At 73.2% G+C, this 25449-nt stretch carries 23 protein-coding genes and 2 tRNA genes; 19 read left to right on the forward strand and 6 right to left on the reverse strand.

Going from position 1 to position 25449, the window contains the following annotated elements; genetic code table 11:
* Positions 1–12 precede the first annotated feature (12 nt).
* From OVN18_RS11090 to OVN18_RS11125, 8 genes are all read left to right on the forward strand, one after another.
* Positions 13–1254 (forward strand): deoxyguanosinetriphosphate triphosphohydrolase, encoded by a 1242-nt coding sequence (locus tag OVN18_RS11090; RefSeq protein WP_267739391.1) that lies wholly within the window; start codon positions 13–15, stop codon positions 1252–1254.
* Between the two features lie 43 nt (positions 1255–1297).
* Complete coding sequence (gene dnaG, locus OVN18_RS11095; protein WP_267780843.1) at positions 1298–3226, forward strand: DNA primase; 1929 nt, start codon at positions 1298–1300, stop codon at positions 3224–3226.
* A gap of 134 nt (positions 3227–3360) precedes the next feature.
* Positions 3361–4200 carry an ATP-binding cassette domain-containing protein gene (locus OVN18_RS11100; RefSeq protein ID WP_267780845.1) on the forward strand — a complete coding sequence of 280 codons (840 nt, stop codon included), beginning with the start codon at positions 3361–3363 and terminating at the stop codon, positions 4198–4200.
* A gap of 50 nt (positions 4201–4250) precedes the next feature.
* Positions 4251–5354 carry an NAD(P)-dependent oxidoreductase gene (locus OVN18_RS11105; protein WP_267780846.1) on the forward strand — a complete coding sequence of 368 codons (1104 nt, stop codon included), beginning with the start codon at positions 4251–4253 and terminating at the stop codon, positions 5352–5354.
* A gap of 86 nt (positions 5355–5440) precedes the next feature.
* A tRNA-Asn gene (locus tag OVN18_RS11110) sits at positions 5441–5513 on the forward strand.
* A gap of 97 nt (positions 5514–5610) precedes the next feature.
* Positions 5611–6507, forward strand: a complete 897-nt coding sequence (locus tag OVN18_RS11115) for a sensor histidine kinase (RefSeq protein WP_267780848.1) — start codon at positions 5611–5613, stop codon at positions 6505–6507.
* Positions 6504–7301 carry an AzlC family ABC transporter permease gene (locus tag OVN18_RS11120; protein WP_407666036.1) on the forward strand — a complete coding sequence of 266 codons (798 nt, stop codon included), beginning with the start codon at positions 6504–6506 and terminating at the stop codon, positions 7299–7301. Before OVN18_RS11115 ends, OVN18_RS11120 begins: the two co-directional genes overlap by 4 nt.
* Positions 7298–7612, forward strand: a complete 315-nt coding sequence (locus tag OVN18_RS11125) for an AzlD domain-containing protein (RefSeq protein ID WP_267780849.1) — start codon at positions 7298–7300, stop codon at positions 7610–7612. The genes OVN18_RS11120 and OVN18_RS11125 overlap by 4 nt, the downstream gene beginning before the upstream one ends.
* A 255-nt stretch (positions 7613–7867) precedes the next feature.
* Here OVN18_RS11125 and def read toward each other — a convergent pair whose 3' ends face one another.
* Positions 7868–8434, reverse strand: coding sequence for a peptide deformylase (gene def, locus OVN18_RS11130; RefSeq protein WP_267780850.1), 567 nt, complete (start codon positions 8432–8434; stop codon positions 7868–7870).
* 40 nt (positions 8435–8474) lie between these two features.
* Here def and OVN18_RS11135 point away from each other — a divergent pair, with 40 nt between their 5' ends.
* From OVN18_RS11135 to OVN18_RS11180, 10 genes are all read left to right on the forward strand, one after another.
* Positions 8475–9395 carry a DMT family transporter gene (locus OVN18_RS11135; RefSeq protein WP_407666037.1) on the forward strand — a complete coding sequence of 307 codons (921 nt, stop codon included), beginning with the start codon at positions 8475–8477 and terminating at the stop codon, positions 9393–9395.
* A 100-nt stretch (positions 9396–9495) separates the two neighbouring features.
* Positions 9496–10731, forward strand: a complete 1236-nt coding sequence (locus OVN18_RS11140; RefSeq protein ID WP_267780851.1) for a glycosyltransferase — start codon at positions 9496–9498, stop codon at positions 10729–10731.
* A 92-nt stretch (positions 10732–10823) separates the two neighbouring features.
* Positions 10824–10897 (forward strand) — tRNA-Ile (locus tag OVN18_RS11145).
* Between the two features lie 28 nt (positions 10898–10925).
* Positions 10926–11699 (forward strand): hypothetical protein, encoded by a 774-nt coding sequence (locus OVN18_RS11150; protein ID WP_267780853.1) that lies wholly within the window; start codon positions 10926–10928, stop codon positions 11697–11699.
* 154 nt (positions 11700–11853) lie between these two features.
* Positions 11854–13713 (forward strand): glycoside hydrolase family 6 protein, encoded by a 1860-nt coding sequence (locus OVN18_RS11155; protein WP_267780854.1) that lies wholly within the window; start codon positions 11854–11856, stop codon positions 13711–13713.
* Between the two features lie 99 nt (positions 13714–13812).
* Entirely contained in the window at positions 13813–14640 is an 828-nt protein-coding gene (locus OVN18_RS11160) for a DUF1684 domain-containing protein (RefSeq protein WP_267780855.1), read from the forward strand.
* A gap of 86 nt (positions 14641–14726) precedes the next feature.
* The gene (locus OVN18_RS11165) at positions 14727–16037 is read left to right on the forward strand and encodes a GAF domain-containing protein (protein WP_267737100.1); all 1311 of its coding nucleotides are present in this window, start codon (positions 14727–14729) and stop codon (positions 16035–16037) included.
* A gap of 198 nt (positions 16038–16235) precedes the next feature.
* Positions 16236–17759, forward strand: a complete 1524-nt coding sequence (gene exaC, locus OVN18_RS11170; RefSeq protein WP_267780856.1) for an acetaldehyde dehydrogenase ExaC — start codon at positions 16236–16238, stop codon at positions 17757–17759.
* 103 nt (positions 17760–17862) lie between these two features.
* Positions 17863–18270 (forward strand): DUF779 domain-containing protein, encoded by a 408-nt coding sequence (locus OVN18_RS11175; RefSeq protein ID WP_267780857.1) that lies wholly within the window; start codon positions 17863–17865, stop codon positions 18268–18270.
* A 128-nt stretch (positions 18271–18398) separates the two neighbouring features.
* Positions 18399–20057: a bifunctional 3'-5' exonuclease/DNA polymerase gene (locus tag OVN18_RS11180; RefSeq protein WP_267780858.1), complete on the forward strand. Its 1659-nt coding sequence runs from the start codon at positions 18399–18401 to the stop codon at positions 20055–20057.
* An 83-nt stretch (positions 20058–20140) separates the two neighbouring features.
* Here the strand turns inward: OVN18_RS11180 and OVN18_RS11185 are convergent, their stop codons facing one another.
* Positions 20141–20728 (reverse strand): PadR family transcriptional regulator, encoded by a 588-nt coding sequence (locus OVN18_RS11185; RefSeq protein WP_267780860.1) that lies wholly within the window; start codon positions 20726–20728, stop codon positions 20141–20143.
* Positions 20729–21005: 277 nt separating this feature from the next.
* On the opposite strand from OVN18_RS11185, the gene OVN18_RS11190 reads away from it, so the two are divergent.
* Entirely contained in the window at positions 21006–21545 is a 540-nt protein-coding gene (locus OVN18_RS11190; RefSeq protein WP_267783023.1) for a DUF3145 domain-containing protein, read from the forward strand.
* 258 nt (positions 21546–21803) lie between these two features.
* On the opposite strand, the gene OVN18_RS11195 is transcribed toward OVN18_RS11190, so the two are convergent.
* The 4 genes from OVN18_RS11195 to OVN18_RS11210 form a co-directional block, all read right to left on the reverse strand.
* Complete coding sequence (locus OVN18_RS11195; RefSeq protein WP_267780861.1) at positions 21804–23042, reverse strand: beta-ketoacyl-[acyl-carrier-protein] synthase family protein; 1239 nt, start codon at positions 23040–23042, stop codon at positions 21804–21806.
* A gap of 96 nt (positions 23043–23138) precedes the next feature.
* A complete protein-coding gene (locus OVN18_RS11200; RefSeq protein WP_168915646.1) occupies positions 23139–23387 on the reverse strand; it encodes an acyl carrier protein in 249 nt (82 codons plus the stop codon).
* Between the two features lie 96 nt (positions 23388–23483).
* Entirely contained in the window at positions 23484–24485 is a 1002-nt protein-coding gene (locus OVN18_RS11205) for a beta-ketoacyl-ACP synthase III (RefSeq protein ID WP_267737105.1), read from the reverse strand.
* Positions 24482–25396 (reverse strand): ACP S-malonyltransferase, encoded by a 915-nt coding sequence (locus tag OVN18_RS11210; protein ID WP_267780863.1) that lies wholly within the window; start codon positions 25394–25396, stop codon positions 24482–24484. The genes OVN18_RS11205 and OVN18_RS11210 overlap by 4 nt, the downstream gene beginning before the upstream one ends.
* Between the last annotated feature and the right edge of the window lie 53 nt (positions 25397–25449).

Here is a 25449-nt window from a genome sequence, read left to right on the forward strand (position 1 = left end):
CTGACCGATGTCATGACCCCCGGCTACCTGCCGGAGGACGCCGAGCGCTGGCTGCCCGAGCAGCACTCGACCCGCCGCAGCGACTTCGCGCGCGACCGCGGGCGCCTCCTGCATTCGAGCGCGCTGCGCCGGCTCGCCGCGAAGACGCAGGTGCTTAGCCCAACCGCGGGGCTCGACTTCGCCCGCAACCGCCTCACCCACTCGCTCGAGGTCGCCCAGGTGGGCCGCGAGCTGGCCTCGAGCCTCGGGCTCGACCCCGATGTCGTCGACACGGCGTGCCTCGCGCACGACCTCGGCCACCCGCCGTTCGGGCACAACGGCGAGCGCGCCCTCAACGACTGGGCGAGCGACGTCGGCGGCTTCGAGGGCAACGCGCAGACGCTGCGCCTGCTGACCCGCATCGAGCCGAAGGTCTTCGGCGCCGACGGCCGCAGCTACGGGCTCAACCTCACGCGCGCGAGTCTCGACGCGAGCTGCAAGTACCCGTGGCCGCAGGCGCAGGGCATCCCCGATCCGAGCGGGCGCAGCAAGTTCGGCTTCTACGACGACGACGCCGAGGCCTTCGAGTGGCTGCGCGCCGGCGCCCCCGAGCGCCAGCGCTGCATCGAGGCCCAGGTCATGGACCTCAGCGACGACATCGGCTACAGCGTGCACGACTTCGAGGACGCGATCGTGAGCGGCTACCTCGACGTGCCCGCCCTCAGCGCCCGCGTCGACCACGACGCCCTCGTCGACTCGATGTTCGAGTGGATCGGCGGCGAGATCAGCCATGACGAGCTCGTCGCCGCCTTCGACCGCCTCGATCACCTCGACTTCTGGATCGACACCTGGGACGGCTCGCGCCGCGATCTCGCCCGCCTGAAGAACCTCACGAGCCAGCTGATCGGCCGCTTCGCCCACGAGGCCGTGCACGCGACCCGGGCCGCGTACCCCCGGCAGAGCCTCGCCCGCTTCGGCGCCGACATCATCGTCCCGCGCGAGACGGCGGCCGAGATCGCGGTGCTCAAGGGCATCGTCGCGGCGAACGTCATGTCGACGAACAGCCGCCAGCCGATCTACGCGCGCCAGCGCTCGCTGCTGACCGAGCTCGCCGACGCCCTCTGGCAGGCGGGGGATGCCGAGCTCGACCCCGGCTTCACCGACGACTTCCGCGCCGCTCCCGACGACGCCGCTCGGCGCCGGGTGATCGTCGACCAGGTCGCGAGCCTCACCGACCAGTCGGCGCTCGTCTGGCACGAGCGCGTCGTCCGCTGAGGCCCGCGGCGGGCATCCACCCGGTCGCCTCTAGAATCGGCTCGTGGCGGGCCTGATCAAGCGGAGCGATATCGACGAGGTCCGGTCGCGCACGAACATCGGCGAGATCGTCGGCGAGTACGTGACGCTCAAGCGCGCCGGCGTCGGCTCGCTCTCGGGCCTCTGCCCCTTCCACGACGAGCGCAGCCCGAGCTTCCACGTGCGGCCGCAGGTCGGCTTCTACCACTGCTTCGGCTGCGGCGAGGGCGGCGACGTGTTCACCTTCCTGCAGAAGATGGATCACGTCACCTTCAGCGAGGCCGTCGAGCGTCTCGCCCAGCGCCTGAACTTCACGCTCAGCTACGAGGACGGCGGGCCGGCCCGCGAGGAGCAAGGCAACCGGCGCCGCATCCTCGCGGCGAACGAGGCCGCGGAAGCGTTCTTCCGCGAGCAGCTCGTCACCGCCGCCGCCGAGCCCGCCCGACGGTTCCTGGGGGAGCGCGGCTTCGACCCGGCCTCCGCCGACCGCTTCTCGATCGGTTTCGCCCCGCAGTCCTTCGACGCCCTGCGCACGCACCTCACCGGGCGGGGTTTCAGCACGGAGGAACTGCTCGCGGCGGGGCTGCTCAGTCAGGGCGATCGCAGCGCCTACGACCGGTTCCGCGGCCGCCTGCTCTGGCCGATCAAGGACGTCACGGGGCAGACCCTCGGCTTCGGCGCGCGCCGCCTGCTCGACGACGACAAGGGCCCGAAGTACCTCAACACGCCCGAGACGCCGGTCTACCACAAGGCGCAGGTGCTCTACGGGCTCGACCTCGCGAAGCGCGACATCGCCAGGGCCAAGCAGGTCGTGGTGGTGGAGGGCTACACCGACGTCATGGCCTGCCACCTCGCGGGCGTCACGACCGCCGTCGCCACCTGCGGCACCTCCTTCGGCGTCGACCACATCAAGGTGATCCGCCGCGTCATGGGCGACACGGCGAACGCCGACACGACCCAGCTCGGCGAGGTGGTCTTCACCTTCGACCCCGACGACGCCGGGCAGAAGGCCGCCAGCCGCGCCTTCGCCGAGGAGTCGCGCTTCGCCGCCCAGACCTTCGTCGCCGTCGCCCCCGACGGCCTCGACCCGTGCGATCTGCGCCTGGCCCGCGGCGACGATGCGGTGCGGATGCTCGTCTCGGGCCGCAAGCCCATGTACGAGTTCATGATCCGCCGGCAGCTGGAGCAGTTCGACCTCGAGACCGTCGAGGGCCGGGTCGGCGCGCTCCGGGCCGCGGCTCCGGTCGTCGCGGGCATCCGCGATCGCTCGATGCAGTCGGGCTACGGACGCACGCTCGCGGGCTGGATCGGGCTCGACCCGCAGGAGGTCGCGCGGGCCGTGCAGTCGGCCCGCACCGCGGCGGCCGCCAAGCCCGCCGACGCGCCGCGCGGGCGCGCCGACGCCCCTCGGGCGTCCGGCCAGGGGCAGGATGCCCGCTCCGCCGGATCCCCGACCCCTCCCGCGCCCGAGGCCGCCCCCTCGATGAGCATCGACCAGTTGCCCACCGACCCGGTCACGCGCCTGGAGCGGGAGCTGCTCATGGCCGTGCTCCAGCACCCCGGCGAGGTCGACCGGGAGGTCGCCGCGCGGGCGCTCGCGACGACGTTCACCCAGCCCGCGCTCGCGACGGTCCGCGACGCGCTCGTGGCCGCCTTCGAGCACTACGGCACGCAGCAGTGGGTGGCCAGGTCCGCCGACGAGGCGCCCGGGGTGTTCGCCGCCCTCGTCACGCAGCTCGCGATCGCCCCGCTGCCCATCCGCGACGATCAGGTGCGCGAGTACTGCCGAGGGCTCACCACGAGCCTCATCGGCCGCGACCTGCTGCGGCGCAAGACCGAGCTTCTCGGCGCCCTGCAGCGCACCTCGGCCGCGGAGGATCCGGACCGCTACCGGGCTCTTCAGCGCCAGCTCGTCGACACCGAGGCCGAGCGCCGTCGCGTTCTCGGGGATTAGCCGAGCGCCGCCCGCGGGGCGAGCCCCGTCGGTTGTAGAGTCGTCGTCAGATCCACTGATTCCCCCGGGCTCCGCCGCCATCTCACCTCTCTCACCGCATCGACTCCGTCCGTCGTCGGGAAGGACGCTTCACCATGACCGCCCTCGCACCTCGCGCCGCTCTCGGCGTCGACGAGGGCGACGGAGCCGCCGTTCACGTGGACGACCTCTCGGCGCGGTACCGCGCGGGGGCCGGACGGGGTCACGCGACCGCGCTCACGGGCATCTCGCTGAGCATCCCCGTCGGCGGCACGCTCGCCGTCGTGGGCGAGGCCGGCAGCGGCAAGAGCACGCTCGCCCGGGTCATCGCGGGGCTCACCGATCGGAGCCGCGAGGGCGGACCGCAGATCTCAGGTGGCGGGCTGCGCGTGCTCGGCATCGATGTGCGTCACCTGCGCCCGCGCGAATCGGACGAGCTCGCGCTGCGCGTCGGCTACGTGCCGCAGGACACCGCGCACGTGCTCGACCCCCACCTCACCGCGGGCGAGAACGTCGCCGTTCCGCTCTACGAGCGCAACGCCAAGCTCACCCGCCGCGTCGCCGGCGGCATCGTGGCCGAGGCGATCGACGCGATGCACCTCACCCTCGCGACGATCCCGAAGTACCCGCACGAGCTCAGCCGCGGTCAGCGGCAGCGCGTGGCGCTCGCGCGGGCCCTCGTGCTCGACCCCGACCTCCTCGTCGCCGACGAGCCCACCTCGGGTGTCGACGCCACCGTGCGCTCGAGCATCCTCGACCATCTCGCCGAGGTGCAGCGGCGGCGCGGCTTCACGGCCTTCGTCGTCTCGAGCGAGATCGGCGAGGTGCGCCGTCTGTCGGAGCGCCTCGCGGTGCTGCATCGTGGCACGATCGTGGGGATGGGCGCGATCGACCAGGTGCTCGACGCGCCGACCCACCCGTACGTCGAGCGGCTCGCGGCACTCGGTCGGCGCTGAGGCGGCCGCGGCGCGGTCCGCTCAGGACCCCGCTCCCGACCCCCGGCGACATGACCCCGAGAGGCCCCCGCGTGCACGAGCAGCCCGACCCCGACCCGTTGAGCGGTGCGACTCCGAGCGCGCCCGCGCGCTCGCTCGTGCCGGAGGGTCCGATCGGGCATCCCGATCAGCATCGCGACCCCGTCGCCGGCACGGCGCGCCTGCCGGAGGGCGGCCGTCGTCCCGAGCCCGGGCCGATCGCCGTGCTGCCGCGCCCGACGGCGCTCTTCGTCGACGCGGCGGTCGCGGGCGGGGCCGAGATCGCGCCCCTGGATGCCCGTACCCGTGGTCTGATCTGGCTGAGCGAGCGGCGCGCCGACGAGCTCGGCGAGATCCTCGAGCAGTACCCGGGCATCGGCTGGGTGCAGCTGCCCTGGGCGGGCGTCGACGGCTTTGCGAGCGTGCTGCCGCGCTTCGCCGACGGGGGAGGGCCGGTGTTCACGAGCGCGAAGGGCGCGTACAGCGAGCCCGTCGCCGAGCACGCGATCGCGCTGCTCCACGCCGTCATGCGCGAGCTCGGCCCCAAGGCGCGGACCGCGCGGTGGGCGCCGGTGCGCACGGGGCTCTCGCTCTTCGGCGCGCACATCGTGCTCGTCGGTGCGGGCGGCATCGCGGCCGAGCTGCTGCGGCTGCTGGCGCCCTGGCGGGTGCGGGTGACCGTCGTGCGCCGCTCGGCCGAGCCGATGCCGGGCGCCGATCGCACGGTCGTCGCGGCCGATATGCGGAGCGTGCTGCCCGAGGCCGACGCGGTCATCCTCGCGGCCGCGTCGACGCCCGAGAGCCGCCACCTGCTCGGCGCCGAGGAGCTCGCGCTGCTGCCCGCCCACGCGGCGATCGTCAACATCGCCCGCGGGGCCCTCATCGACACGGATGCCCTCACCACCGCACTGCGCGAGAAGCGCCTCCTCGGCGCGGGGCTCGACGTCACCGATCCCGAGCCCCTGCCCGACGACCACCCGCTCTGGCGCGAGCCGCGCTGCATCATCACCTCCCACTCGGCCGACACCCCCGAGATGACCGCGCCGCTGCTCGCACGGCGCATCACCGGCAACGTGCGCGGGTTCCTGGGCGACGGCCGCTTCGTGGGGCTCGTCGACCCGGCCTCGGGGTACTGAGCGCGAGAGGACGAGCGCGCGCGGAGCATCCCGCGTGCATTCGACCGCCGCGAATTCTGATAGCGTTGACGCGCTGTTCACAGCGATCCTCGATAGCTCAATTGGCAGAGCAGCCGGCTGTTAACCGGCAGGTTCTTGGTTCGAGTCCAAGTCGGGGAGCAACTCCCCAATCACCACCGATCCGCCCCTGAACGGCCCGCGAGACCCGCGGCCGGCAGGGGCGGCGGTGCGTCGGGGGTCGGGCATAAGGAGCCTCATGATCGCGTGGATGCTCGAGGTCGCGCCCGACCTGGTGCTCGGTGCCACGGCCGTCGCCGCGGTGCTGCTCGTGCTCGTGTTCGTGCTGCTCATCGCGTGGGTCCGCGCGCGCTCCCGCGCCGCGCACCGCGACCGCGACCGCGCCGCCGCCGAGCAGGCGCGGGTCGAGGCGGAGTTCGCCGCCGCCGATCAGCGCAACCGGCTGCGCATCATCCGCGAGCTGCACGAGGTGGCCGCCCACTCGCTCTCCGTCGTCATCAGCCAGGCCGACGGCGCGCGCTACGCCGCCGAGCGAGACCCCTCCGCCGCCGCCCGGTCGGCCGCGGTCATCGCCGAGACGACCCGGTCGACGCTCGCCGATCTGCGCCGCATCATGTCGCTCGTGGGGGAGGGGGAGTCGGGCTCCGTCGCCCCGCGGCTCGACACGACCCACGAGCTCTTCGACATCATGCGCGATCAGGGGCTCGTGATCACGGTCGAGGAGTTCGGCACGGCGTTCGACCTCAAGCCCGGCGCCGAGATCGCCGTATACCGCATCGTGCAGGAGGCCCTCGCGAACGCCCTCGCCTTCGGCGGCCGAGGCACCGAGGTGCGGGTGACGCTCACCTGGTCGGGCGAGGGCCTGCAGCTGCGGGTGGAGGACGACGGCATCCGCGCGCGGGCGCGGGCGGCGGGGGAGGACGAGCCCGATCGGGTGACCATCGCCGACGACATCGCCGCGCTGACCGCGACGGTGACGGGCCGCGGGATCGCCGAGATGCGGGCGCGGGCCGAGCTCTACGGCGGCATCCTCAGCGCGACGACGCAGCCCGCGGTGGGCTTCACGCTCTCGGTGGTGTTCCCCTCGCTGCGCCACCACAACGGCGTGCACGGAGTGGACCTGAGGCGCTCGTGATCGGGCGCCGGGCCTCCGCCGCTGCCGAAGCCGGCGACGATCGGCAGTCGATCTCGGCGGGCGTGAGCGAGGCGCGGCGGGCATCCTGGGCCGTCGGTCTCGCCGTCGCCGCCTACGGCGTCTCCTTCGGCGCCCTCGCGGTGGCCTCGGGTCTCGACGTGTGGCAGGCATGCGTTCTCTCGCTGCTCATGTTCTCGGGAGGCTCGCAGTTCGCCCTCATCGGCGTCCTCGCCTCGGGAGGGGTCGCGGCGGGCCCCGCGGCGATCGCCGGCGCCGCCCTGCTCGGCTTGCGCAACGGCCTCTACGCCGTGCGTGTCTCGCCGATCGTCGGTCGGGGCTTCTGGCGGCGCCTGCTCGCCGGCCACCTCACGATCGACGAGTCCACGGCGGTGGCCACAGCCCAGGCCGAGCCCGAGGCCCAGCGGGCCGGGTTCTGGTGGACGGGCTGGATCATCTTCCTCGGCTGGAACCTCACGACCCTCATCGGCGCGCTCCTCGGCGACCTGCTCGGCGATGTGAGCGCCTACGGCCTGGACGCCGCCGCGGCGGCCGCCTTCCTCGGCCTCCTCTGGCCGCGGCTGCGCGCGCTGCAGCCGGTCGTCGTCGCGATCGGAGCCGCGGTCGTCGCGGCCGTGACGATTCCCGTCCTGCCCGCCGGACTGCCGGTCATCCTCGCCGCCCTGGTCGCGATCGTCGTGGGCCTGCTCGACCTGCTCGGCCGGCCCGAGCCGTCGCCGGTCGCGACGCACGCCGAGATCCCGCCGGCGCCCGACACGGGGGAGGCCGACCGATGACCGTCTGGCAGATCATCCTGCTCGCCTCGATCGCCGTGCTCGCCCTGAAGCTGCTCGGCTACCTCGTGCCGCCCTCCGTGCTCGAGAAGCCCGCCGCCGCCCGTACCGCGCAGCTCACCACGGTCGCTCTGCTCTCGGCCCTCATCGTGGTGCAGACCGCCTCGGTCGGTCAGGCCCTCGTGGTGGATGCCCGGCTCCCCGCCATCGCCGTTGCCGCCGCCCTGCTCGCCGTGCGGGCGCCCTTCATCCTCGTGATCCTCGCGGCGGCGCTCACCGCGGCGGCGCTGCGCGCGCTCGGCTGGGCCGCCTGAGTCGCTCGCCGCACGCCGCGCCCCCGCACGCCGCGCCCCGCGCCCACGCACCGCGCGCTCGCACCACGCGCCCGCGCGTCCCCGCGTCGACAACTCAGGAGCATCGCCGAGGCCGCCCCGCCCCGGGGTGCGCCGGGCCGCGGAACGGCGGGCCGCTCGTCGACGCGCCATCGGCGGCGGAGCGACGATCTCCTGAGTTGTCGACGCGAGGCGCGGGAACGCGACGGCGGCGGCTCGCCGCGCGGGCGAGGAGCCTCAGTCGTCGAGGTGGTCGCGACCGGGCAGCCAGCTCGCGCCGGGCGAGCCCCAGGAGTTGCGCCGCACGGCCTTCGCCGCGGCCTTGCCGTAGGGGTGCGCGAGGCGGTCGACGTAGAGCACGCCGTCGAGGTGGTCGTACTCGTGCTGGAAGATGCGGGCGAGCCAGCCGTGCGCATCGATCTCGAAGGGCCGGCCGTCGAGATCGACGGCCCGCAGCAGGGCACGATCGGCGCGCCGCAGCGGGAACCGCTCGCCGGGGACCGAGAGGCAGCCCTCGGCCTCGAGGTCCTCGTCGAGCTCGTCGAGCGCGAGCGGGCTGATGAGCAGCTCGGGGTTGATCGCCGTGCCCTGCCAGCGCACGTCGTCCTCATCGGTCCAGTCGTAGACGAACAGGCGCAGGGGCACGCCGACCTGAGGTCCGGCGAGACCGACCCCGGGGGCCGCCTCCATGGTGGCCACCATGTCGTCGACGAGCGCGCGCAGCGCGTCGTCGAACACGGTGACCGGTTCGGCGCGGGTGTGGAGCACCGGCTCACCGGTGATGCGAATGGGGAGCACGGCCATTCGCCAAGGATATCCGCGCCCGGGCCGCTAGATTGTCCGGGTGCTGGGGACGGGAATCGAGGAATTGACGGAGGAGTTCTTCCGATCGCCGACCCTCGGATTCGGTATCCCGCTCGCGCTCGTGGGTGCGGTCTTCCTCTCGCTCGGCGCGCAGTTCCAGAGCCGCGGCGTCACCAAGGTCGAGGCGCGGCTCGGCGACGGAGCCCGGGCAGGGCTGAGCCCCCGCCAGCTCCTCCACCTCCTCGGGCGGCCGTCCTGGGTGCTCGGCACCGTCATGCTCGGCCTCGCGATCGTCTTCCAGCTGACCTCGCTGGGGTTCGCGCCCCTCATCGTCGTCCAGCCGATCGGCGTCGTCGCCCTCGTCATCACGGCCATCCTGAACGCCCGCATCTCGAGGATCCGGCTCGATCGCAAGGCGATCACAGCGATCGGGATGAGCGTGGGCGGCGTCGCGGTGTTCGTCGTCGTCGCGGCCACCTTCGCCGTCGAGAAGCGCATCAACGAGCAGCAGCTGCTCACCGTGCTCGGGATCCTCGCGGTCGTCACGGCGGGCTTCGGCGTGCTCTTCGTGCGGTACCGGCGCCGTGCGGGCGCCATGTTCTACATCGCCGGGGCGGGCATCCTGTACGGCTTCGTCGCGACGCTCGCGAAGGTCGTCATCAGTCGCATCGCGAGCGGCGACTTCGAGGTGCTGACCGTGATCGCCATCGTCGCGCTGCTGGCCTCCGCGGCGCTTGGCGGCTACTTCGTGCAGACCGCCTACTCGGTGGGCTCGCCCGATCTCGTCATCGCCGGGCTCACGGTGGTCGACCCGCTCGTCGCCGTCCTCATCGGCGTGCTCGTCCTCGGCGAGGCCGTCTTCATCCCGCTGCCCGCCGCGCTCCTGTGCGGCGTCGCGGGCGTCGTCGCGATCATCGGCGTCGTCCGGCTCGCCAAGCACCATCCGCAGACCCACCGCTGAGCACCGCCGCCCCCGCCGCGCTCTGCGGTACCGTTGTCGGCGTAGCCGTCCGCATCCTGGACCAGGCTTCCCACCGCCCCCTACGTCAAGGACCCACGAGTTGACGGACGCCCCGCATCAGCCCGGCTCCACCGCCCGCCCCCTGCGCATCCTCATCGGCGGTGACACCTTCGGCCCCGACGTCAACGGCGCCGCGAAGTTCGCCGAGCGACTGGCCGGCGGACTCGTCGAGCGCGGGCACGAGGTGCACGTCGTCGCCCCGCGTCCGGAGGACGGCCCCAACGTCACGCGCATCGAGGAGCACGAGGGTCAGCGGATGACGGTGCACCGCCTGCGCTCGTGGCGCTGGCACCCGCACCCCTGGCTGCGGTACGCCCTCCCGTGGCGCATCGAGCAGAACGCCGCCCGCATCCTCGACGAGGTGCGACCCGACGTCGTGCACTTCCAGTCGCACATCGTCATCGGCCGCGGGCTCGCCCGGCAGGCGGCGAAGCGCGGCATCCGCGTCATCGGCACCAACCACTTCATGCCCGACAACGCGATGCAGTTCACCCCCTTCATCGGCGGGCTGAAGGATCGCGCGATCTCGGCCATGTGGAAGGCCGCCGGGCGCACCTTCGGTCTCGCCGCGGAGGTCACGACGCCGACGCGCCGGGCCGCCGACTACCTCGAGAAGTACACCGAGCTTCGGGGCGTGCACGCCATCAGCTGCGGGCTGCACATCGACAACTACACGCCGGCGATGGAACCGCGCGACGAGAACGTCGTGCTGTTCCTCGGTCGCGTCGAGGCCGAGAAGCACATCGACGAGATGCTGCGGGCGGTGGCGCGGCTCGACGCCTCCCTCGCCGTTCAGGTCGAGATCATCGGCGACGGGGAGCAGCGGCCGGCCCTCGAGCGGCTCGCCCGCGAGCTCGGCATCGCCGACCGCGTGCACTTCGCCGGCTACGCCCCGGAGGACTACCTCATGCGGCAGCTCACCCGGGCGACCGTCTTCGCGATGCCCTCCATCGCCGAGCTGCAGTCGATCGCGACGATGGAGGCGATGGCGAGCGGGCTCCCCGTCGTCGGGGCGAACGCGATGGCGCTGCCCCACCTCATCCACGACGGCGAGAACGGTTTCCTGTTCGAGCCCGGCGACATCGACGGCTTCGCCGAGCGGCTTAACCGCATCTTCACCATGTCCCACGAGGAGCTTCTCGTGCTCAAGCGCGAGAGCCTCGCGATCGTCGAGGCGCACGACATCAACCGCACGCTCGACACCTTCGAGGCCCTCTACCGCGGCGAGCCGGTCGACGACCCGGTCGCCGACGGCGTGGGCTCGACCACCCACTGACCCCGACCGCGCGCATCGAGGGCGGGGCGGATGCCGCTGCCCCCGATGCGCGCTCGCTAGAGTGTGAGCGGGTCCGCCGCCGCGGGCCGCACGGGGCGGTAGCTCAGCTGGTCAGAGCAGCGGACTCATAATCCGTCGGTCACGGGTTCAAGTCCCGTCCGCCCTACCGTCGCACTGCTGCCGGGGAGGTCGTCATGGGATCCGAGTCGGATCGGGGCGCGTCGGAGCGGCTGCTCGCGATCGTCAACGCGGGCACGGGGCTCCTGCTGCTCATCGCCGCCGTGGTCGCGGCCTCGGTCGGGGCATCCCGTGATCGGCTGCTGCTGCCGGCGGAGGCCTCCTTCGGCGCGGGGGAGGGCGCACCCGTCCGGGTGGTGCTCGCGCAGGTCGATCTCGTGCTCGCGATCGTCGTCATGCTCGCCTTCGTCGCGCTGCTGCGCTTCGGGTCCTCCCGCCCGGCCGCGCGGGGGGCCTGGCTCGACGCGGTCGCGCGCGACCGGCACGGGCTTCGCTGGATCGAGCTGTCGCAGCTGAGCGGTATCACGGTGTTCCTCGTCGGGCAGCTCAACGGCATCGCCGAGATCCCGGCGCTCGTGCTGCTGTACGCGATGGGGGCCGCCGCGCCCCTCATGCTCGTGCTGCACGATCGGCGCGCGGAGCCGGGGAGGCGCGGTCTGCTCGCCTACTCCTTCGGCACCGCGATCGCGATCGTGCCCTGGGGTGTCATCGCCTTCGCTCAGATCGGCGGCGGCCTGGCCGGGGTCGGGCCGAGCGTCGGCGTGCGCGTCGTGACGCTGGTGATGCTGGCGCTTGTCTCTCTGCCCTGGGTTCTCATCTGGTTCGCTGCACGGCCTGCACGGGCGGGCGGCAGCATGGCGCCGCGTGTGGAGTCGATCGCCGTTCTCCTCCTGGCGCTCATCCCGATCGTGTTCGTCGCGCTGACCCTTCTCATCCTCGCCCCCGGCTGAACGGAACATTCGGAACCCGAACAGGGGCGATGGACGGTCGCTGCGTCGGCGGGTTACAGTGCTCCCGACCGCTGGGCAGCGGTTGCGCAGAGCCGAATCTCTCTTCCGTCGAGCACGGCGGGAGCGGGGATCGCGCGGACCGGGGGGATCCGACATGCACGACTTCCATCGACGTTCCATCACGGCGATCGTCATCGGGGCCGTACTCGCGGCGACAGCGGTGGTCGTGCCGGCCAGCGCGGCTGCAGGCGAGCCCACCGTTTTGGTGCGGAGCGGAATCGGGACGAGCGCGTCCACGAGCAGCACGCCCGGCGCGACGCTCGTTCCCGGAGTCGCGCTTCTCTGCGATTGGAACGGCGACGGTCGGTCGACGATCGGCGTCTACCGCCCGGGGGACGGCACGTGGCACATCCGGAACAACCCCGGAGCGGGACCGGTCGAGCGCTCATTCCGGTTCGGACCCGCCGGGTCTGGGCTCGTGCCCGTCTGCGGCGACTGGAATCGCGACCGCATCGACTCGCCCGGCATCTACCGCCCGAGCGATTCAACCTGGTTCCTGCGCAACAGTGCGTCCGCGGGCAACGCCGACCTGCAGGTGCAGTACGGCTGGAGCGGCGGGCGGGATCGACCGCTCGTCGGGGACTGGGACGGAGATGGCTTCGATTCACTCGCGATCTATCGCACCACCGACCGCACCTGGCACCTCCAGGACCAGCTGCGCGCACGGTCCACCGTCACCGTGCTGCGGACGGGTGCTCCGGCGGCGACGGACGCGCTGATCGCGGGGGACTGGGATGGCGACCGACGCGATACGCCCGGGTGGGTGACCCCGAGCGGCCAGTGGCACCTGCGCAGCTCGATCGCAGCGGCGTCTGCGCACTTTGCCTTCGTGTGGGGCACTCGTGGTGATGCCGCCCTCGTCGGCGATGTCGACGGGAATGGACGGGATGAGCCGGTCCTACGGCGGCCCGCGGCGATCGTCGCACCCACACCCACACCTGCACCCACACCTGCACCCACACCTGCACCCACACCTGCACCCACACCTGCACCCACACCCACCCCTGCACCGACGCCTGCACCCACACCCACCCCTGCACCGACGCCTGCACCCACTCCCGCCCCTGCGCCTACGCCCGCGCCCGCACCGACCCCGGCGAGCGCGCTCTACGTCGACCCGTCGAGTCAGGCCGCTCTCGCGGCGGCGCGCCTGCGCACCGCCGGACGCACCGCCGACGCCGCGGCGATCGACGTCATCGCGTCCCAGCCGCAGGCGTTCTGGATCGGGGACTGGCAGACCACCGCGCAGGTGACCACCTACCTGCGCGGCCTGGTCACGGCCTCGCAGGCAGCCGGGAAGACGTTGGCGGTCGTCACCTACGCCATCCCGCTGCGGGACTGCGGCGGCTACTCCGCGGGCGGGCTCTCCGAGTCCGCCTACCGGGCCTGGACGGTGGCGGTCGCCGATGCGCTGCGCGGCAGCGGGGCGATCGTGATCGTCGAGCCCGACGCCCTCGCGCTGCTCACCAGTCCCGCCTGCGCGAGCGCGGTGTCGACGCGACCCGCTCTCCTGAGGGACGCCGTGCGGACGCTCTCCGCAGCGGGGCTGCGGGTGTACCTGGACGCCGGCCACTCGAACTGGATCCCCCCGGATCGGATGGCCGCGCTCCTGCAGTCCGCCGGGATCGCCGACGCTCGCGGCTTCGCGACCAACGTGTCCAATATGAACGCCACGGCCTCGGAGCGCGCCTACGCGGATCGGGTCTCCGCGCTCGTCGGCGGGAAGGGCTACGTCATCGATGTGTCGCGCAACGGCCGCGGCTCCGCGGGGGAGTGGTGCAATCCGCTCGGGGCGGCGATCGGCGAGGCGCCCCGTCTCGTGGCCGATGGCGGTCGGCTCGAGGGGCTGCTGTGGGTCAAGCGGCCGGGGGAGAGCGACGGCACGTGCAACGGCGGGCCGTCGGCGGGCCAGTGGTGGGATGCCGGCGCGCTCGCCCTGGTGCGCAACCGCTGAGCCGTTCCGAACGCCGGCGCTCGAGGTCGCTCGACCCCGCTCGCCGACCGCCGCGCGTCGATTCGCCAGGAGCCGCCCCGACTCGACAGGATGGACGGCATGAGCAGCGCATCCCCCGCCCCCGCCAGCCCCGCCGAGCGCTACGCGGTCTTCCGCCAGCGGCGCGACCTCGCGGCGGTGCAGCCGCAGGGCCCTCTCGCCCTCGTCAACACGCAGTGGGTCGACGGCGAGCAGACCATCTGGGGCGTGCCGGGGCGCTGGGCTCCGGCGCCCGAGGGCGGCCTGCTGCTGACGGCCGAGGCCGCGGACGGGATCCGCGTCGACGATGCGCTCGTGGACGGCACGGTGCGCGTGCGCGGCAAGGACGATGCCGCGCCGAGCGCCATCGTGTTCGACGAGCACACGACGGGCTTCGTCATCGCGGGGGAGGGCGGCGCCTACGCCCTGCGCGTCTGGGACGCCGAGAGCGAGGCGATCGCCTCCTTCGGCCGCATCGACGCCTTCGACTACGACCCGGCCTGGGTGCTGACCGGCACGTTCCGCGAGATCGAGGGCGGCACGACCGTCGGCTTCGAGCACCTCAAGGACGACGGCCGGACCAGGGACGAGGTCGTCCCCGGCGAGATCCGCTTCACCCACGAGGGCGTCGAGTACGACATCGCGGCCTTCAAGTCGGGTCGCGCGCTGCAGCTCGTCTTCAGCGACGCCACGGCGGGCGACAGCACGTACTCGGTCGGCCGCTTCCTGTTCCTCGCCCCGAACCCCGACGGCACGATCACCCTCGACTTCAACACCGCGATCCTGCCGCCGTGCGCCTTCAGCTACAACTTCAACTGCCCGCTCCCGCCGAAGCAGAACCGCTTCCCCTTCGCGATCGAGGCGGGCGAGAAGAACGTCCTGAAGGCCGACGGCACCCTCCTGCACTGATCCGCGTGCGCGTCCGGCGTGCTCGGGGCGCGCGGGGTTAGCATGTGCTCGCGCCGCCACCGTCGGCTGCGCGGCGGAGGTGGTGCATGTCGAGCCCGTGGCTGTCATCACCGCCGCCCGAGAACGCCTCGGCCTGGCGCGAGCGGCTCGAGGAGGCCCAGGCCACCGGGGGTCGTGCCCCGGTGCGGTCGATCGTGCGCGACTCCTGGCGCCGCGCCCGCGATCGGGCCGTCGACCCCGACCGGCTGCCCGGCACGATCGATCTCGACGAGGATGCTCTGCGCGAGTACCGCGCGGCGCATCCGCTCGCGAGCGCCGTGCCGATCATCCACCGCCTGCTCATCCGCCACACCTTCGATGCGGGCCTGATCATCGCCATCGGCGACCAGTCGGGCCGGCTGCTGTGGATCGACGGCGACCGGGGGCTGCGCCGCCGCGCGGAGAGCATGGCCTTCGTGGAGGGGGCGAACTGGTCGGAGGAGGTCGCCGGCACCTCCGCCCCCGGTACCGCTCTCGCTCTCGACCACGGGATCCAGATCCGCGGTGCGGAGCACTACTCGCGCATCGTCCACCCCTGGAGCTGCACCGCCGTGCCCGTGCACGATCCGGCGAGCGGCCGCATCGTCGGCGTCATCGACATCACGGGCGGCGACGAGGCGGTCGCCCCCGCGACGCTGCCGCTGCTGGAGGCGACGGTGGCGGCGGTCGAGGCCGAACTGCACGTGCGCCGGCTGGATGCCCTCGCCGAGCGCGAGGAGCGCCCGCGCACCCCGGCTCGCGCCGCGGCTCCGCGTCTGGCCGAGCCGAGGCTGCACGTGCTCGGCCGCGAGACCGGATTCCTCGAGGCGCAGGGCGTCGAGCTCGAGCTCAGCGCCCGGCACGCCGAGATCCTCGCCCTGCTCGCCTGGCACCGCGCCGGCCTCGGCGCCGAGGCGCTCGCGGCCGCCGTCTACGGACGCGATGACGCGGTCGTCACCCTGCGGGCCGAGATGGTGCGCCTGCGCCGCACCCTCGCGCGCGCGGGTCTCGACGCGCTCGCGCCGCTCTCGCGCCCGTACCGCCTGCCCGTACCGCTCGCTCTCGACGCGCAGCGGGTGCTCGCCTTCCTCGATCGGGGCGCGCACCGGGTCGCCCTCGGCCACTACGCGGGCCCCGTGCTGCCCGGCTCGGACGCCCCGGGGGTCGACGCCGTGCGCGCCGAGGTCTCGGCCCGACTGCGCGATGCGATGCTCGCCGACGCGCACGTGGACACGCTCCTCGACTACGCCCGCAGCGACGAGGCCGCGCTCGATCTGCCCGTGTGGTCGGCGGCGCTGCGCGCGCTGCCGATCGACAGCCCGCGCCGAACCGCCGTCGTCACCCGCATCGAGGCGATCGAGCGCGAGCTCGGCCGCTGAGCGGGGCGGCAGCGCCCCGCGCGCGCCGGCGCCGCGGCGAAGCAGCGCCGCGCACCTCCGATGCGGCGATGCGGTGCTGCGCCGTGCCGACGCGCCCGCCGCAACTCCGTGCAACCCGGTGCAACCCGCGGCCGCCTACCGTGGCGGCACGCGCGACACCAGCGCGAGCATCCCGACACCGTCGTCGCAAGGAGCATCATGACCGTCTACGCCCCTCCCGGTTCGCCCGACTGCAAGGTGCAGTTCAAGTCGCGCTACGAGCACTGGATCGGGGGTGAGTGGGTGAAGCCCGCCAAGGGCATGTACTTCGAGGACATCTCGCCGGTGAACGGCAAGCCCTTCGCCGAGGTCGCCCGCGGCACGGCGGAGGACATCGAGGCCGCGCTCGACGCGGCGCACAAGGCCGCCCCGGCCTGGGGCAGGGCCAGCACGACCGAGCGGGCCGCGGTGCTGAACAGGATCGCCGACGTCATCGACGCGAACCTCGAGCTGCTCGCCGTCGCCGAGACCTGGGACAACGGCAAGCCCATCCGCGAGCCCCTCAACGCCGACCTGCCCCTCGCGGCCGATCACTTCCGGTACTTCGCCGCCGCGATCCGCGCGCAGGACGGCGACTTCCAGGAGATGGACGGCGACATGACCGCCTACCAGTACCACGAGCCGCTCGGCGTGGTCGGGCAGATCATCCCGTGGAACTTCCCCATCCTCATGGCGGCGTGGAAGCTCGCTCCCGCGATCGCCGCCGGCAACGCCGTCGTGCTGAAGCCGGCGGAGCAGACGCCGGTGTCGATCCTCGTGCTCATCGAGCTCATCGGCGACATCCTGCCGCCCGGGGTCATCAACATCGTCAACGGGTTCGGGGTCGAGGCGGGCAAGCCGCTCGCGAGCAGCAACCGCATCCGCAAGATCGCCTTCACGGGCGAGACCACGACCGGCCGGCTCATCCTGCAGTACTCGAGCGCGAACATCATCCCGGCCACGCTCGAGCTCGGCGGCAAGAGCCCCAACGTCTTCTTCGCCGACGTGGCCGACAAGAATGACGCGTTCTACGACAAGGCGCAGGAGGGCTTCGCGCTCTTCGCCTTCAACCAGGGCGAGGTCTGCACCTGCCCGAGCCGCGCGCTCATCGAGAAGCCGATCTACGACAGCTTCCTGGGGGATGCCGTGGAGCGCACCCGCGCGGCGGTGCAGGGCAACCCGCTCGACACCGGCACGCAGGTCGGCGCGCAGGCCTCGAACGACCAGCTCGAGAAGATCATGAGCTACATCGACATCGGCAAGCAGGAGGGCGCGAAACTGCTGCTCGGCGGCGAGCGCAACGACCTCGGCGGCGACCTGACCGACGGCTACTACGTCACCCCGACGATCTTCGAGGGCCACAACGGCATGCGGCTGTTCCAGGAGGAGATCTTCGGCCCGGTCGTGGCGGTCACGAGCTTCGACGGCTACGACGACGCCATCTCGATCGCCAACGACACCCTCTACGGGCTCGGCGCGGGGGTCTGGTCCCGCAACGGCAACGTCGCCTACCGCGCCGGCCGCGACATCCAGGCCGGTCGCGTCTGGGTGAACAACTACCACGCCTACCCGGCGGGGGCGGCGTTCGGCGGCTACAAGAGCTCGGGGATCGGCCGCGAGAACAACAAGCTCGCCCTCTCGCACTACCAGCAGACGAAGAACCTGCTCGTGTCGTACAGCGAGAACAAGCTCGGGTTCTTCTGATCCCGTGAGCGTCGCGGCGGCCGGTCCCGACCTGGTGGGGCCGGCCGCCGCGCACCCCCGCACGACCCGGCCCCCGGGCCGACCGAGGAGATGAGGACCGAGCATGCTGGATTCCGCCGTCACGATCGAGAACGAGACGAGCTCGCGGGTTGCGTTGAGCGATGCGGCCGTGGCACTGCTGCGCCGGCTGCAGGGCATCCACGGGCCCCTGATGTTCCACCAGTCCGGCGGATGCTGCGACGGCTCCTCACCCATGTGCTTCCCCGCGGGCGATTTCATGACCTCGGCGCAGGACGTGCTGCTTGGCCGCTTCGACCTCGCCGAACCGGGCGAGGAGCCGCAGCCGATCGAGTTCTGGATGAGCAGCGAGCAGTTCGCCTACTGGAGCCACACGCACCTCACGGTCGACGTCGTGCCCGGCCGCGGCAGCGGATTCAGCGTCGAGGCGCCGGAGGGCGTGCGGTTCCTCATCCGCTCGCGGCTCATGGAGACCGCGGAGCCCTTCGCCTGAGCCCGGACCCCCGGCGGACGGACGTGTTTCGGGTCGCCCGTGCGCCGGTCGTCCGCCCGCGGCTCGGGCGCGCGGGGCGGGCGCGGCGGCGCTCGGCGACGTCGGTGCGGCAGGGCAGACTGGCGGGCGTGCATCTCGCCGTCGACCGCCACCCCGGGGGGATGCTCGTCACCGACCACCGCGGCGGCACCGAGGTCGTCCCGGCCGCCGCCTTCCCCGCCTACGTCGTCGCGCAGGAGGGCCGCTCCACCCCGCCCCGATGGGTCTGGAGCGACACGGCGCTCTGGTACCCGCCGCTGCTCCGCGCGGGGTTGCGGGTCGAGCGCTGCCACGACCTCCGCCTCGTCGAGGCCATCATCGCGGGGGCCGAGGGTCGCGCGGTGCGATCGTTCGCGGCGCGACCGCGGGCGGCCCTCGCGATGCCGGAGCGGCAGTCCGCCGCGCTCTTCGACCTGGAGGCGGAACCGCGCGAGGCGGAGCGGACCCCGCCGGCGGCGGAGCTGCACGCCGAGCAGCTCGCGGCTCTCGCCCGCGCCTCGACGCGCGCGCCCGGCGCGCTCGCGCTGCTCGCGGCCGCCGAGTCGGCCGGAGCCCTCGCCGCCGCGGAGATGACCTTCACCGGGTTGCCGTGGAGCGCGGAGGACCACGAACGGCTGCTCGTCGAGGCTCTCGGCCCCCGCCCGGCGGCGGGGGAGCGCCCCGTGCACCTCGCCGCCCTCGCGGCCGAGGTCGAGCGGCAGCTCGGCGTGCGCCCCGGCTCGCTCGCGATCGACTCGCCGCCTGAGCTCGTGGCCGCGCTGCGCGGCGCCGGCATCGATGTCGCCACGACCCGCTCGTGGGAGCTGCAGCGGCAGCGGCATCCCGCGATCGCCCCGCTGCTGCAGTACAAGACCCTCAGTCGCCTCATGACGGCGAACGGGTGGAACTGGCTCGACGAGTGGGTGCGCGACGGGCGGTTCCGGCCGACCTTCGTGCCCGGCGGGGTCGTGACCGGGCGCTGGGCCTCCGACGGCGGGGGAGCGCTGCAGCTGCCGCGGCAGGTGCGCAGCGCCGTGCGGGCCGACGAGGGCTGGGTGCTCGTCGTAGCCGATGCGGCGCAGCTCGAGCCGCGCATCCTCACCGCGCTCTCGCAGGATGCGGAGATGGCGCGGGCCGGCGCAGGCGTCGACCTGTACCAGGGCATCGTCGACAGCGGGGCGGTCGACTCCCGCGAGCAGGCGAAGCTCGGCATGCTCGGCGCGATGTACGGCGGTACGACGGGGCAGAGCGCCCGGGTGCTGCCGCGGCTGCAACGGGTGTTCCCGCGCGCGATCGCCTACGTCGAGGAGGCCGCTCGGGCCGGAGAGCGCGGGGAGACGGTGCGCACCCGTCTCGGCCGCACCTCGCCCTCGCCCGGCGAGGAGTGGCGCGAGCGGCAGCTGCTCGCCGCGGCCGAGGGGGCGGGCGAGAGCGAGCGGCGGGATGCCCGCACCGCGGCCCGCGGGCAGGGCCGGTTCACCCGCAACTTCGCGGTGCAGGGCACCGCGGCCGAGTGGGCGCTCGCGTGGATGGCGGGGGTGCGCCGACGACTCTGGAGCGCCGAGGGCGGGCCGCTCGCCCGGCAGCCGCACCTGGTGTTCTTCCTGCACGACGAGCTGATGGTGCACGCTCCGGCGGCCCGCGCCGAGGAGGCCGCGACCGCGCTGCGGGAGGCGGCCGCGGATGCCGGGCGGCTGCTCTTCGGCGACGCGCCGGTGACGTTCCCGGTCACGGTCGCGACCGTGCAGCGGTACAGCGAGGCGAAGTAGCGGCGTCCGCTCGCGGCGCCGATCCGCCGCGTCAGCCCGCAGCGCCGACCCGTCGCGTCAGTCCACGGTGCCGACCAGTCGTGTCAGCCCGCGGCGTCGCGCGAGACCGCGGCGTCCGACTCGGTCTGAACGTCGGCCTCGGCGGCGCGACGGCCGCGACGCCGGCGATCGGTGCGCAGGGGCCAGGGGTCGAGCTGCGGCAGCGAGTCGAGCCAGGCGAGGGCGGCGGAGCGCAGCAGTCGCTGCGCGTGGGCGGCCGAGGCCTGCGCGGCGCCGCCGGTCGGGTCGATGACCTCGTCGGAGACGCCCGGTCGGGGGGCCCACAGACGCCGGTAGCTCGCGATGAGCTCGGGAGCGTGATCCCCCGGCAGGGAGAGCGCGAGCAGCACCCGCTCGACCATGTCGTGCCAGTCGGCGAGATCGGGCTCGGTGAGGTACATGCGCGCCTCGATGCCGCCCGATCCGGTGAGGCGGTAGAGCGGCAGGTTGTCGGGTGTGCTGCCGGCGTCCTCGACGAGACCGTCGCGCCGCAGGCGGTCGAGGGTGGAGTAGACCTGCCCGACGTTGAGGGGGGCGTCGCGGCGGGTGCGCTCGACGACCTCGGCGTGCAGCTGGTAGCCGTACGCCGGTCCGAGGGTGAGCACGGCGAGGAGGGAATGACGCAGCGTCATGCACCCCAGGCTATACGGAGCCGAGCGGGCCGCGGCGGCGCGCGGAGGCCGGCGGAATCCCATGCTTGTCATTCGTGCACCGGATAGGTGATACTACGAGCAGCGCTCGCGCGCACAATCGAACACCGCAGAATCGCAGAGCTGCATGCACCGTGACCAGGTCGATGGGGAAGTCGAACCTGAGGAAACGGAGCGGACTGTGGCAGATGGATTCATCACGCAGGGTCCCACGACCCGGCGCACCCCGGCGGAGGACTCCGCCCGGCGCTCGTCGTCCATGACGACGGGGGCCTCGTCATCGACGACCGACGCGGCGAGCGCGCCCGTGGCGCGCGGCGTGCTCTACGTCCACTCGGCACCGCGCGCGCTGAGCCCGCACATCGAGTGGGCCGCGGGCCGCGCCCTCGGCCGCCCCGTCAGCTTCGACTGGATCGAGCAGCCCGCCCTCGCCGGCGCCCAGCGCACCGAGTTCGTCTGGGAGGGCGATCGCGGATCGGCGGCCCGCATGGCGAGCGCGCTGCGCGGCTGGGAGCACCTGCGGTTCGAGGTGACGGAGGACGCCGGGCACGGGACGGACGGCGGCCGGTGGATGCACACTCCCGACCTCGGCATCTTCTACGCGCAGACGGACGTCGCCGGCAACATGGTGATCCCCGAGGACCGCCTGCGGTACGCCATGGAGGTCGCCGGATCCAACGCTCTCGAGCTGCACCGCGAGCTGCGGCTCGCGCTCGGGCAGGCCTGGGACGACGAGCTCGAGGCGTTCCGGCACGCGGGCGACGGCAGTCGCGTCGTCTGGCTGCACCGCGCGGGCTGAGCGCGATCCGACTGCACCCGCGCGGCCGATCGGCGCGCGCGGCATCACGACCCGGCGGAGGGCGGTCGTCGAGAACTCAGGAGATTCGCCGCAGCGCGTGCGCGCAGCATCCCCACTGATCGGGATGCCCGCGCGAGGTGGCCCGCATCATCCTGAGTTGTCGACGCCGCTCCTCGCCGCGCGCGCTCTCACGCCGACGGGCGGCCGCGCTCGAGCCCGGCGGGCCCGCCGCTCGGGAGCGGCGCGGCGCCGCCCGCCTCAGTCGTCGTACGAGCGGAACGCGATGACCGAGTTGTGGCCGCCGAAGCCGAACGAGTTCGAGATCGCCAGCTGCGGCCCGTCGCCGAGCGCGCGCGGGCTCGTGACGACGTCGAGCGGGATGCGCTCGTCCTGCTCGTCGAGGTTGATGGTCGGGGGAGCGGTGCGCTCGTGGAGAGCGAGGATCGTGAAGATCGCCTCGAGGGCACCCGTGCCGCCGAGCAGGTGGCCGGTCGAGGCCTTGGTCGCCGAGACGGGGATGGAGCCGACGCGGTCGCCGAAGACGCGCTTGAGCGCCTCGAACTCGGCGATGTCGCCGACGGGGGTCGACGTGGCGTGGGCGTTGATGTGGGTCACGTCGTCGACGCTCGCCCCGGCCTGCGCGAGGGCGGCGAGCACGGCGCGCGCCGCACCGGAGCCCTCGGGGTCGGGAGCGGTGATGTGGTACGAGTCGCTCGTGACCGAGCCGCCGGCGAGCTCGGCGTAGATGCGGGCGCCGCGGGCGAGGGCGTGCTCCTTCGTCTCGAGCACGATCGCGGCGGCGCCCTCCCCGAGCACGAAGCCGTCGCGGCCGGTGTCGTAGGGGCGTGAGGCGGCGGCGGGGTCGTCGTTGCGCCGCGAGAGCGCCTGCATCGAGGCGAAGGCGGCGATCGGCAGCGGGTGCACGACGGCCTCGGTGCCGCCGGCGACGACGATGTCGGCGAGGCCCTGCTGCAGGTGCTCGTAGGCGTTGGCGATGGCCTCGGTGCCCGAGGCGCAGGCGGAGACGACGGTGCGGGCGCCGGCGCGCGCACCGAGACCCATGCTGATCGCGGCCGCGGCGGCGTTCGGCATGAGCATGGGGATGGTCATGGGGAGGACCCGGCGCGGGCCCTTCTCCTTCAGCACGTCCCAGGCGTCGAGCAGGGTCCAGAGACCGCCGATGCCGGTGGCGTAGTCGACGAGGATGCGCTCGGGCTCGATGTCGGGAGCGCCGGCGTCGGCCCAGGCCTCGCGGGCGGCGATGAGGGCGAACTGCGCGGAGGGGTCGAGGCGCTTGACCTCCTGGCGCTCGAGCACCTCCGAGGGGCGCACCTTGGCCTGCGCGGCGAAGGTGACGGGCAGCTCGTGCGCGGCCACCCACTCCTGCTCGAGCGGGCGGCTGCCCGACTCCCCGCGCAGCAGGGCGTCCCAGCTCTCGCGGGCGGTGCCGCCGAGGGGGGAGGTGGCACCGATTCCGGTGACGACGATGGTGGTCATGGCATCGGCTCTCTCTGGTCGGGCGCCCGGGATCCGGCGCGGGAGGTGCTGCGCGTCGGGACCGGTGGTGCCGGCCCCGACGCGGTCAGGGCTCGATCAGCCCTGGGCGTTGGTGATGAAGGTGACGGCGTCGCCGACGGTCTTGAGGTTCTTGACCTCTTCGTCGGGGATCTTCACGTCGAACTTCTCCTCGGCGTTGACGACGATGGTCATCATCGAGATCGAGTCGATGTCGAGGTCGTCGGTGAACGACTTGTCCATCTGGACGGAGTCGGTCGCGATGCCCGTCTCGTCGTTCACGAGCTCGGCCAGGCCGGCGAGGACTTCTTCGGTGGACAGTGCCATGTGGTTCTCCTAAAGGGGGTGTCGGTTGACCGTCCCCCATCCTAGGGCGGGGGCTCCCGCCGTCGGCGGCGGTCGGCGGCGGGGCGCCGCGGTCGATCAGGGCAGGCGCACGACCTGCGCGCCGAAGACGAGTCCGGCGCCGAAGCCGATCTGCAGGGCGAGTCCGCCGCTGAGCTCGGGGTGCTCCTCGAGCAGCCGATGGGTGGCCAGCGGGATGCTCGCCGCCGAGGTGTTGCCGGTCGTGGCGATGTCGCGCGCGATCGCCACCGACTCCGGCAGCTTCAGCTGCTTGGCGAACTCGTCGATGATGCGCATGTTCGCCTGGTGCGGGATGAAGGCGGCGAGCTGATCGGCCGTCACGCCCGCGGCGTCGAGGGCGCGCTGGGCGACCTTCGCCATCTCCCACACGGCCCAGCGGAAGACCGTCTGGCCCTCCTGGCGCAGGGTGGGGAACTCGCCCGCGTCGACGCCCTCGGCGATCGTGCGATCCATGCCGATGGTCTCCCACTTCGAGCCGTCGGAGCCCCAGACGCTCGCCGCGATGCCGGGGGTGTCGCTCGGACCGACGATGGCCGCTCCGGCGCCGTCGGCGAGGAGGAAGGAGATGGTGCGATCGGTGGGCTTCGCGAAGTCGCTGAGCTTCTCGGCGCCGACCACGAGCACGTAGCGGGCGGCTCCGGCGCGCACTAGGGCATCCGCCTGGGCGATGCCGTAGGTGTAGCCGGCGCAGGCCGCGGAGACGTCGTAGGCGGGTGCGGGGTTCGCCCCGATGCGCTCGGCGAGCAGCGCCGCGAGCGAGGGGGTCTGCACGGCGTTGGAGATCGTCGAGACGATAACCGCGCCGATCTCGCTCGGGTCGATGCCGGCGCGCTCGATGGCCTCGCGGGAGGCGGCTTCGGCGAGGTCGATCGCACCGACGCTCTCGGAGGCCCGCATGCGGGTGATGACGCCGGTGCGCTGGCGGATCCACTCGTCGGAGGAGTCGATGGGGCCGACGATGTCGTCGTTGGGCACGGTCACGTCGCCGCGGGCGGCCCCGAGGGAGAGGATGCGGGTGAACGGCACCCCGACGGACTGCTGCAGCACGGGCTCGGTCATGCGTTCTCCAGCATCTCGATAGCGGCGGGGAGGTCGTCGGGGGTCTTCACGGCGACGGTCGGCACGCCCTTGAGGCCGCGCTTGGCGAGACCCGTGAGAGCGCCGGCGGGCAGCAGCTCGATGATGCCGGTGACGCCGTCGGCGGCCATCGACTCCATGCAGAGATCCCAGCGCACAGGGGAGGCGACCTGGCCGACGAGCAGCTCGATCGCGCGGGCGCCGTCGGTGACGACCGTGCCGTCGTGGTTGGTGTATAGCCGGATGCGGGGCGCGCGCGCCTCGATGGCCGCGGCCGCGCTGCGCACGCGGTCCACCGCGGGCCGCATGTAGCTGGTGTGGAACGCGCCGGCGACCTGCAGCGGGATCACCCGGCTGCCGCGCACGGGGTCGGCGGCGAGCGCCTCCAGGTTGTTCAGCTCGCCCGCGACCACGGTCTGCCCGCCGCCGTTGACGTTGGCCGGCTCGAGCCCGAGCTCGACGAGGCGCTCGGCGAGGGCATCCGCGTCGCCGCCCAGGACGGCGCTCATGCCGGTCGGCACGAGGGCGGCGGCCTCGGCCATGGCGAGTCCGCGCTGCCGCACGAGGGCGAGGGCCTCCTGCTCGGTCATCACCTCCGCGATCGCGGCGGCGGCGAACTCGCCGACGGAGTGCCCGGCGACGGCGCCGACGCGGTCGGCGCGCCCCTCGAGGAGCGCTGCGGCGCTCAGCAGGGAGGCGGCGACGATGAGCGGCTGCGCGATCGCGGTGTCGCGGATGCTGTCGGCGTCGGAGGTGGTGCCGTGGGCGACGAGGTCGAGCCCGGCGGCCTCGCCGAAGGATTCGAGTCGGGCGCGGTGCGCGGGGTCGGCGACCCACGGCTCGAGGAAGCCGGGGGTCTGGGAGCCCTGTCCGGGGGCGACGACGACGATCATGGGTTTCATCCTCCCAAGAGGGCGATCACGGGGCGGTGGTGGGAATCCCACAC

Origin of the sequence: Microcella daejeonensis, from assembly GCF_026625045.1 — a bacterium.
Lineage (GTDB): Bacteria > Actinomycetota > Actinomycetes > Actinomycetales > Microbacteriaceae > Microcella > Microcella daejeonensis.